Genomic DNA, 8,836 nt, shown 5'->3' on the forward strand with positions numbered 1-8,836 from the left:
GCTGGGGGCCCGAATTGGTTTGTGCCGAAGGGAGAACCGGCCGGGGCGAAATTATCGACCGCGCACCGCCGCGATAGTGCGCGGCGATGCGGACGGGAGTGGAACTCACCCCCTCACGGAACCACATGCACCGACGACGTGAATTTCTCACACGTCGGCTCGAATCCGTCCCACCCGTTCCCCACGTACTGGCAGCCGACGCTGACCTGAATTCCGTGCTCCACCAACACATGCCATTGCACCGTCGATCCGCCTTCCGGCCGTTCCACATAGGCGAGGCCGGAGCGGCCGCCGAAGACGACATCGCGGCGGAGGTCACTGATGGACGGCTTCGTCTTCATCTGGGCTTCGAGGTTGGCGGCGATCTGTTCGTAGCCTGCGTCCGGGGCGACGGTAGTTTGCACGAGGGTCATACGGAAGCGGGCGCCGTCCTGCGGGCTCAGGTCGACGCGGCTGCCTTGGCCGGAGGGCGGTGCGAGGCGCCAGCCGTCGGGCACCTTGAAACGGATGCGGCCCACTGTTTCCTGCGCCCCCGGTGAGTCGGTCGGTGGCAGGCGTGGGATGGACTCGGCGGTCGTCGGTGTGGCCGGTGCAGTGGTGGACGGCTGGGCTGCGGCCGGGGCCTCGTCGGAACCGCCCGAGGCGACGATGCCGCCGACGACGACCGCTGCCACGACGGCAACCGCGGCAACGCCCGCGAGAACGTATTTGGCGATGGGGCGGTCCGGAGCTTGGGCGGCGGCGCGTTCGCGCAGCGGCTGGAGCCATTCGTTGGACGGCAGCGCCGGGGCGGCTTCGGGGCGATAGTCCGGTTCCTGGTGCGTCCCGCGGACGAGTTCGGCGCCGGAGATCGGCCGCAGCTCGGCGTCGGGGCCGCAGGACTGCTGCACCGCAGCGCCGATGAGGTCGAGCTTGGCGGGATCGGAAACAGCAACGGCCTGAACCACATCCGCAGGGCGGCCGTCGAGCAAACGGGTGATCAGGGCGGTCAGCATGTCGAAGGCGCGCTGGTCGATACCGAGGTCGGCGACGGCGAGATTTGGTTCGTACTCGCAGGCTTCGACGTGGACGCCGAGGTGGCTGCGCGTCACCGCGGTGGCGGTGGTGGTGGTGATGGCGCCGAATTCCAGCACGACGGTGCGGCGGCTGCGCGCGGTGCCCTCGTCGGTGACCACCGCGCGCGCGGCCATGTCCTCGAACGCCACGTCGTGCGCGAACCGGCGGGCGGCGGCGTCCAGGACGGCGCGCCGGGGGCCGCCCCACTCCGTCGGGCACACGAGGGTGATGCGTTCGCACGGCACCTCGACGCCGAGGTTCTCCAGCGCCGTGCCGAAGACCGCGGTCAGCGCCTCCGGCACCGCAGGGACGCGCGGCAGCAACGCGATCCGCTCCGCGGGCACGAACTGGACGGCGGAGCTGACCTGGGTCGGCGGGTTCAACGACTCGCCGACGACCAGATTTCCGTTGCTGCCCAACACAACCGAGGGCGGCGCGTCCCAGTGCGTGGCCGGGCCGCGCGCCCATACACGGGTGTCCGTCAGGACCAGGTCGACCGTCGACATCACTCGGCCGCCGGCATCCATGCCAGCTGGATCAGCTCCTGCGCGTTGCGGGTGATGTACGTACCGCGGCCCGGCGGCAGCGGGCTCGGCCGCACCGTGCCCATCAGCACGCCCTCGTCCTTCGGGCAGCTCATGATCAGGCCGGCCGAACCGAGATCCTTCATACGCGCCATGGTGGCCTCGTACATGGCCCGGCTCGCGCCGCCCGCGCGGCGGGCGACGATCAGGTGGAAGCCGAGATCGCGGGCGTGCGGCAGGTGCTCGACGAGGGCCGAGACCGGGTTGCCCATGGAAGTGGCCACCAGGTCGTAATCGTCGACGATGACGAACAGCTCCGGCCCGCTCCACCAAGACCTTTCGCGCAGCTGCTGCGGCGTGACGTCCGGGCCGGGCGTGCGCTGGGCGACATAGGCGGCCAGATCGTTCATGTTCTGTGTGAACTGCGGTGCGGTGGAACCGTATCCGGCGAGGTAGCCGTCGGGCACCAGGCCGAGCATGGTGCGCCGGTAGTCGCCCAGGATGAAGCGGGCCTCGTTCGGCGAGTTGGCGGCGGCGATGCCCTCGATGATCGAGCGCAGCAGTGTCGTCTTGCCCGACTCGGTGTCACCGATGATGACGAAGTGCGGGCTCTCGTTGAAGTCGATGTGGACGGGCGTGAGCTCGGATTCGTTGATGCCGAGCGGGATTCGCATGTTCTTGACGCCCGTGGTGAGCTGCGAGGGCCAGTTCCCTGCCAGCTGCAGCAGCTGTTCACGGGGCAGCACCTCGGGCAGCATGCGCGCGGCGGGCGCGTGCCTGCCCGGGGTCAGGCGCGCGATGGTCGCGACGGCGTCGGCAACTGCCTGGCCGAGCGTGGTCGGCTCGGCGCTGCCGTCGATGCGCGGCAGACCGGTCAGCATGTGCAGGCAGTCCGGCGTCATACCGCGGCCGGGGCGGCCCATCGGGACCAGCGCCGCGAACTTGCGGCCGAGGTCGGAGTCCATCGGGTCACCGAGCCGCAGCTCGATGCGGGTGCCGATCTGGTCCTTGAGCGCGGGACGGGCCTCGGCCCAGCGGGCCAGCGCGATGACGACGTGCACGCCGTACGAAAGACCCTGCACCGCAAGGTTCATGATCGGCTGCTCGAGCGGGTCGAAGTCCTGACGGATCGAGCCGAAGCCGTCGATCACCAGGAAGACGTCGCCGAACGGGTCCTCGTGCGCGCCCGCCGCGGCGGGGCTGCTGGACGGATCCATCGAACGCAGACGACGGAACTCCGCCATCGACTCGATGCCGAGCTGACGGAAACGGGCCTCGCGCTGGCGGACGATGGTGGTCATCTCGGCGATGGTGCGCCGGACCTTGTCCGCGTCCAGACGGCTGGCCACCGAGCCGACGTGCGGCAGGCCCTCCAGGCTGGCCAACGTACCGCCACCGAAATCGAGGCAGTAGAACTGCACCTGCTCGGCGGTGTGCGTCATCGACATCGCCATGATCATGGTGCGCAGCGCGGTCGACTTACCGGACTGCGGACCGCCGACCACCGCGACGTTGCCTCGGGAGCCGGAGAGGTCGACGACCAAGGGGTCGCGCCGCTGGTCGTACGGGCGGTCGACGATGCCGATCGGCGCGCGCAGTGTCGCGACGGCCGAGTAGTCGCCGGTGAGGATCGAGCGCGGGATGAGCTGGTCCAGAGTGGGCGCCTCGTCCAGCGGCGGCAGCCAGATCTCGTGCGCCGGACGGCCGTGGCCGCGGATGCGCGAGACGAGCATGTTGAGGTTCGAGATCTGCTCGCCCTCTTCGGTGCGATGCTCCTCCGGCTCGTGGCTGGCCTGCGAGGGCATTGGAATCCGGTCGATAGGACGGAAGTCCACGTGGTGGGCGGTGAAAGCCCGTGCCTTCACATCGATCTCGCCGCCCGCGACACCGGCTTGGGTGACCTCGCGCTGCGAGCCGCCGCCGACGTACGCGCCGGAGACGTAGGAGGCCTGGAACCGCTGGATCTCGCCGGAGTCGGATTTGAGGTAGCCGCCACCGGGGCTGTTCGGCAGGTTGTAGGCGTCGGGGACGCCGAGTACCTGGCGGGATTCGTTGGCGGAGAACGTCTTCAGACCGATCCGGTAGGACAGGTGGCTCTCCAGGCCCTTGAGCTTGCCCTCCTCCAGCCGCTGCGAGGCGAGCAGCAGGTGCACGTGCAGCGAGCGGCCGAGGCGGCCGATCATCACGAACAGCTCGGCGAAATCCGGGTGCTGGGTGAGCAGTTCGGAGAACTCGTCGAGCACCACGAACAGCGCGGGCAGCGGATCGAGGTCGGCGCCCGCCGCACGGGCCTTCTCGTACTCGGAGACGTTGGCGAAGTTGCCCGCCTGGCGCAGCACTTCCTGGCGGCGGTTCATCTCGCCCGCCAGCGCGTCCTTCATACGGTCGACGAGGTCGGCCTCGTCCTCGAGGTTGGTGATGACCGCCGCGACGTGCGGCACGCCTTCCAGACCGAGGAACGTCGCACCACCCTTGAAGTCGACGAGCACCAGGTTGAGCTGATCGGGCGAGTGGGTCGCGAGCAGGCTCAGCACGAGGGTGCGCAGGAACTCGGACTTACCGGAACCGGTGGCGCCGATGCACAGACCGTGCGGGCCCATGCCGTTCTCGGCGGCTTCCTTGATGTCCAGCTCGATGGGCAGACCCGCGGCGTCGAGACCGAACGCGACGCGCAGCCGCTCACGGCCGTATCGCGGGCGCCACGCGCTCTCGGGGTTGAACGAGCCGATGTCGCCGAGGTTCATCAGCTGCGCCCACGTCGAGATGACCTCGGCGTCCTCGGTTTCCACGTCGCTGCTGCGCTGGGTGGCGGCGCGATACGGCGCCAGCCTGCGCGCGGCCTGCTGTGCTTGGTGCGCGCTGACCCGGTCGATGAGCGCGAACCGCTCCTGGTTGCCGGTGGCGCCGCGGCCGACGCACTCGCCGTTCTCGACGATCATCTTGATGCCGCGCGAAACCGCCAGCCGCGGTGCGTATCCGCACAGGTCGATAATTGTGACGCCCTCGTACCCGGATTCGCGCAGCTGATCGTCCTCGGCCTCGAGCAGACCGCCGTCGACGACGACGATGAGCTGCACGAGACCGGCGTTCGCGGGCTGGTTACGCGAGTAGCGGACGCGGTTGGCCAGCAGCGGATGCAGGCTTGCGGTGGCCTCCCGGATCGAGCCATAGAACATGCGCTGGGTGCCGATGCCGTCCTGAGCATCGGGATGCTGGGTGTGCGGCAGCCACTTGGTCCACTCCCACTCGCGTGCGGTGTCGGGGCCGCAGACGACCGCGACGAGCACCTGGTCCGGACCCTGGAACATGCACAGCTGCAACAACATCGCGCGCACCATGTCGCGCGCCTCGGCCCGATCGCCGTCCAGCGCGATGGTCGCGAAGCCCTTCACCGCGATCGCGGTCGGCAGGTCGGGCACCGTCGAGTGGGCGCGCACGAAACGGCGCAGCGACACCGCCGCGATCGGCTCCAATTCCTCGACCGGGCCGGTCTCCGGCGCGACGAGCCTGGTGGCGAGGCGCTGGCCGCCGATGCCGATGCGGGCGTGGCAGAAGTCCTTGTCCCCCGCGCGGCGCTCCCACATGCGGCTGGTGCCCGCGAGCATCCAGATCAGCCCGGGCTCCGGGTGGCTCCATTCCACCGAGGCGCGTTGCTGTTTGGCGGTCTCGTCGACATCCTTGCGCACCTGGTCCAGGTACCGCAGGTAGTCCTTGCGATCCTCGTTCGCCTCGGCGGCCTTCTGGCCCTTGCCACCGCCTTGGCCCGCGAACATGCCGACCATGGAGAACAGCATCATGACCGGGAACATCATGGCCATCGGGTTCGACGCGATGCCGCCGCCCTGCGTGAACATCAGCGCCATCATGCCGACCATGCCGATGACCATCACGACGGGCATCAGCTTCATCAGCAGATTGCCCGGTGTCACCCTGGGGATTTCGGGCGGCGGCTGCAGGGTGACCTCGCCACCCGGCGTACGCGGCATCTCCCGACGAGCACGGCGCTGGAACCGGACGGTGCTCAAGAATTCCCCCTCTTCACATGCTGCGACTTCGGGCTCAGTGTAGAGGCCACCGCCGACATGTCGTACAGTTCGACCTGCATTCTGCTGCCCCGACGTCAGGGTCGCAAGCTCGCCCCCCAGCGCGACGGGTCAGCGGAAAATCGAGGTAGAACACCAGGTTGGGGGAAGTTTGACGCACGCGCGACTTGACCATATCGACGAAGACTCCTCGCGCGGTATCGTCCGTGCGCCGGATCTGGCTCGGGTGACGATCCTGGCCAAGCACACCCAGGTTGACATGGCGATCCCGGTCGACGTGCCGGTCGCGCTGGTCATCCCGAGCGTCGTCGACATGGTCGCTCAGCACAGCCGTACCAACGACTTCGACAACGACGGCGAGCGCTTCGAGCCCGCCGAGTGGGTGCTGGCCAGAATCGGCCACCCGCCGCTCTCCAACTCGCTCAGCCTCGGTGAGCACGGCGTGCGCGACGGCGAGCTCCTGATGCTGGAGAGCGCTTCGCACACCGCGCCGACGCCGCTGTTCGACGACATCATGTACAACGTCGCGATCGCGGACACCGACCACTACCGCAACTGGACCCCGAAGGTCGCACGGATCACCGGCTCCGTTCTGGCCGCGCTGACGATGATCGTCGGCTGCCTCGGCCTGTTGCTCGCGCCGGACGAGCTACCGGAGTGGGTCAGCGGTTCGATCGCGCTGTCGGTGGCGATCCTGCTCGTCGTCGCGGGCATGGTGCTGAGCCGGATGTACGGCGACACCGCGACCTCGCTCGTCCTCGGCGGCTGCGCGCTTCCCGCCGCCCTCACGGCCGGAATGCTCTACGTGCCTGATCATTACGGCTGGGCGCACATCCTGCTCGGATCGGTGCTTGTGGGGGCCACCGCGATCCTGGCGTGGCGCGTCACCGGCGTCGGTCTCGCGCTGTTCATCGGCGCGGCCACGCTCGGGGTGTACGCGGTACCCGCCGCGCTGGTCGGACTGCTCACCGACCAGCCGCTGAAGGCCATCGGCGCGGTCGCCGCGGCGCTCGGCCTCGCGGGTCTTTCGCTGTCGCCGCGGGTTTCGATGCTGCTGGCCAAACTGCCGCTGCCGCCGGTGCCTTCGCCTGGCACCCCGATCGACCCCACCGAGGACGACCCCGACGACCACCGCGCGCTGCCCACCATGGAGGCGCTGCGAGTGAAGTCGGAACGGGCCCGGATGTACCTCGCAGGCCTGGTCTCCGCGACCACGCTGGTCACCGTCGCCGGCGCGCTGGCCGCCACCGATCCCGAGTCCGGCGACCCGTACTGGCAGGGCATCGCGCTCGCGCTGGTCTGCGCCGCGGTACTGATGTTCCGCAGCCGTACTTACGCGGGCGCCGAGCAGGCCGTCGTGCTGATCGCGGGCGGCGCGTCGATCGTGCTGATCATGTTGGTCGGCGCCAGCTTCGCGATGGACATGCCGCTCGCCATCTTCGGTGCGGCGATGCTGATCCTGGTGGCGGCGCTGATCCTGGGCATCATCATCCCGAACCAGACGGCGACGCCGCCGATGCGCCGCGGCGTCGAGCTGCTCGAGTACGCGTTCGTCGCGGCGGTGCTGCCGCTGGTGTTCTGGGTGGCCTCGCTCTACTCCCTCGTCCGCGGGCTGTGAACGCGAGTCTGCGAGTTGCCATTGTTGCGGTGGCACTCGGCTTGAGCGCATCGATCGGTCTCGGGCAAGGCGCCGCCTACGCCGATCGGCCACCTCCGATCAATCCTGCTCTACTCCCGCCCGGCGACCCCGCTGTCCCGCCGGATAAGACCGAGCAGAAGGCAAACAACCCTTGCGTCAGTACGCAATCGGGTGGTGATGGTCCCCTCATTCCGCAACCGCAACGTTCGCTGGACTTGCCCCGCGCGTGGGAATTCTCCCGTGGTTCAGGTCAAGTCGTCGCCGTCATCGACACCGGCGTCGCGAGACACCCCCGCCTCCCCGGTCTCGAAGCAGGTGGTGACTACGTCGCCGAAGGCGGCGACGGCACCAGCGATTGCGATGCCCACGGCACTGCGGTGGCAGGCATCATCGCAGCCGAACAGGTCGACGGCCAAGGATTCTCGGGCGTGGCACCCGAGGCGCGCATCCTGTCGATCAGGCAGACCAGCAAGATGTTCCAGGTCGCGGGTCGATCACAAGAGCAGCGTCCGGAGGACCCGCCCGAAGGGTACGGCCGAATCGAAGCGCTGGCATCAGCGGTGCGGCGCGCGGCGGACATGGGGGCCTCGGTAATCAATATCTCGCTTGTCGCGTGCGTGGCAGGCTCCACCACTCCGAACGACGGAGCCCTCGGTGCAGCGCTTCAGTACGCCGCGATCGAGCGAGATGTCGTGGTCGTAGCTGCCGCCGGAAACAAAGAAGACAAGTGTCAAGCAGGGAATCCTGACGTAGACCCGCTCGATCCGGAGGGCGACCTCTGGCAAAAGCTGTCCACCAATGTGACGCCCGCACGGTTCGACGAGTATGTGCTCGCCGTGGGTTCCATCGACCAGAATGGTCAGCCTTCACAGTTCACGGTGCCAGGCCCGTGGGTCGACATCGCCGCACCGGGCGAGAACATTGTCTCACTGGACACGAATAGCAATGGCACCGCCAATGGGACGATCGGAAAGCAGAATCAGCCGAGCCCGATGCAAGGTACGAGCTTTGCGGCGCCGTACGTCTCGGGGGTTGCCGCCCTCGTGCGCGCTCGCTTTCCCGAATTGTCGGCGCTCGAGGTGATCAAACGTTTGCAGGCGACGGCCCACGCGCCGGCCGAGGGGTGGAACCCCTTCCTCGGATACGGCGCGGTCGACCCGATCGCGGCATTGACGAATGCTGTGCCGAACCAGCTTCCGCCCAAGCGGCCGAGTCCCGCCGAGAATCAGCAGCTGGCAGTGCCGGCCCCGCCACCGCCACCAGACAATCGAGCACGCAATGTCGCGCTGATCGGCTCCGGCACGATCGCAGGCGCACTACTCCTCGGCTATCTCGCGTCGTTTCCGATAAGGCGACGGTTCGGTGTCGCCTCCGACGATCTGTGACCTCGCGGTGAAGATCGGCTTTCCACAGCGGATGCCGTTCTCCAGCGCCTGCATTTCGACCGGCATGGAGTGACAACGCAGGTGGGGCTCGAGCATCCCGTGGATGCTCGGCCGGTGCCGACGACGACGAGGCGGTCCACGTCGAGACGCACCGCGAGCCTGCCGATGCCGTCGTGCTCGACCACGGAT

4 protein-coding genes are annotated in these 8,836 nt (G+C 68.4%); 2 read left to right on the top strand and 2 right to left on the bottom strand.

Going from position 1 to position 8,836, the window contains the following annotated elements; genetic code table 11:
• Positions 1 to 113: 113 nt before the first annotated feature.
• Positions 114 to 1,583, bottom strand: a complete 1,470-nt coding sequence (locus AB0H50_RS32470; protein ID WP_357460243.1) for a type VII secretion-associated protein — start codon at positions 1,581 to 1,583, stop codon at positions 114 to 116.
• Positions 1,562 to 5,605 carry a type VII secretion protein EccCa gene (gene eccCa / locus AB0H50_RS32475; protein WP_357460246.1) on the bottom strand — a complete coding sequence of 1,348 codons (4,044 nt, stop codon included), beginning with the start codon at positions 5,603 to 5,605 and terminating at the stop codon, positions 1,562 to 1,564. The genes AB0H50_RS32470 and eccCa overlap by 22 nt, the downstream gene beginning before the upstream one ends.
• A gap of 169 nt (positions 5,606 to 5,774) precedes the next feature.
• Between eccCa and eccD the strand changes: the two genes are divergently transcribed.
• Both eccD and mycP read left to right on the top strand, forming a co-directional pair.
• The gene (eccD, locus tag AB0H50_RS32480) at positions 5,775 to 7,241 is read left to right on the top strand and encodes a type VII secretion integral membrane protein EccD (protein ID WP_357460249.1); all 1,467 of its coding nucleotides are present in this window, start codon (positions 5,775 to 5,777) and stop codon (positions 7,239 to 7,241) included.
• 29 nt (positions 7,242 to 7,270) lie between these two features.
• Complete coding sequence (gene mycP / locus AB0H50_RS32485; RefSeq protein WP_357460251.1) at positions 7,271 to 8,647, top strand: type VII secretion-associated serine protease mycosin; 1,377 nt, start codon at positions 7,271 to 7,273, stop codon at positions 8,645 to 8,647.
• Positions 8,648 to 8,836: the final 189 nt, after the last annotated feature.

This window comes from Nocardia sp. NPDC050793 (genome assembly GCF_040654065.1).
Lineage (GTDB): Bacteria > Actinomycetota > Actinomycetes > Mycobacteriales > Mycobacteriaceae > Nocardia.

What these genes read in the sequence shown, in the direction of transcription:
- AB0H50_RS32470 (WP_357460243.1), bottom strand. Translation starts at nt 1,583, where the DNA reads ATGGATGCCGGCGGCCGAGTGATGTCGACGGTCGACCTGGTCCTGACG.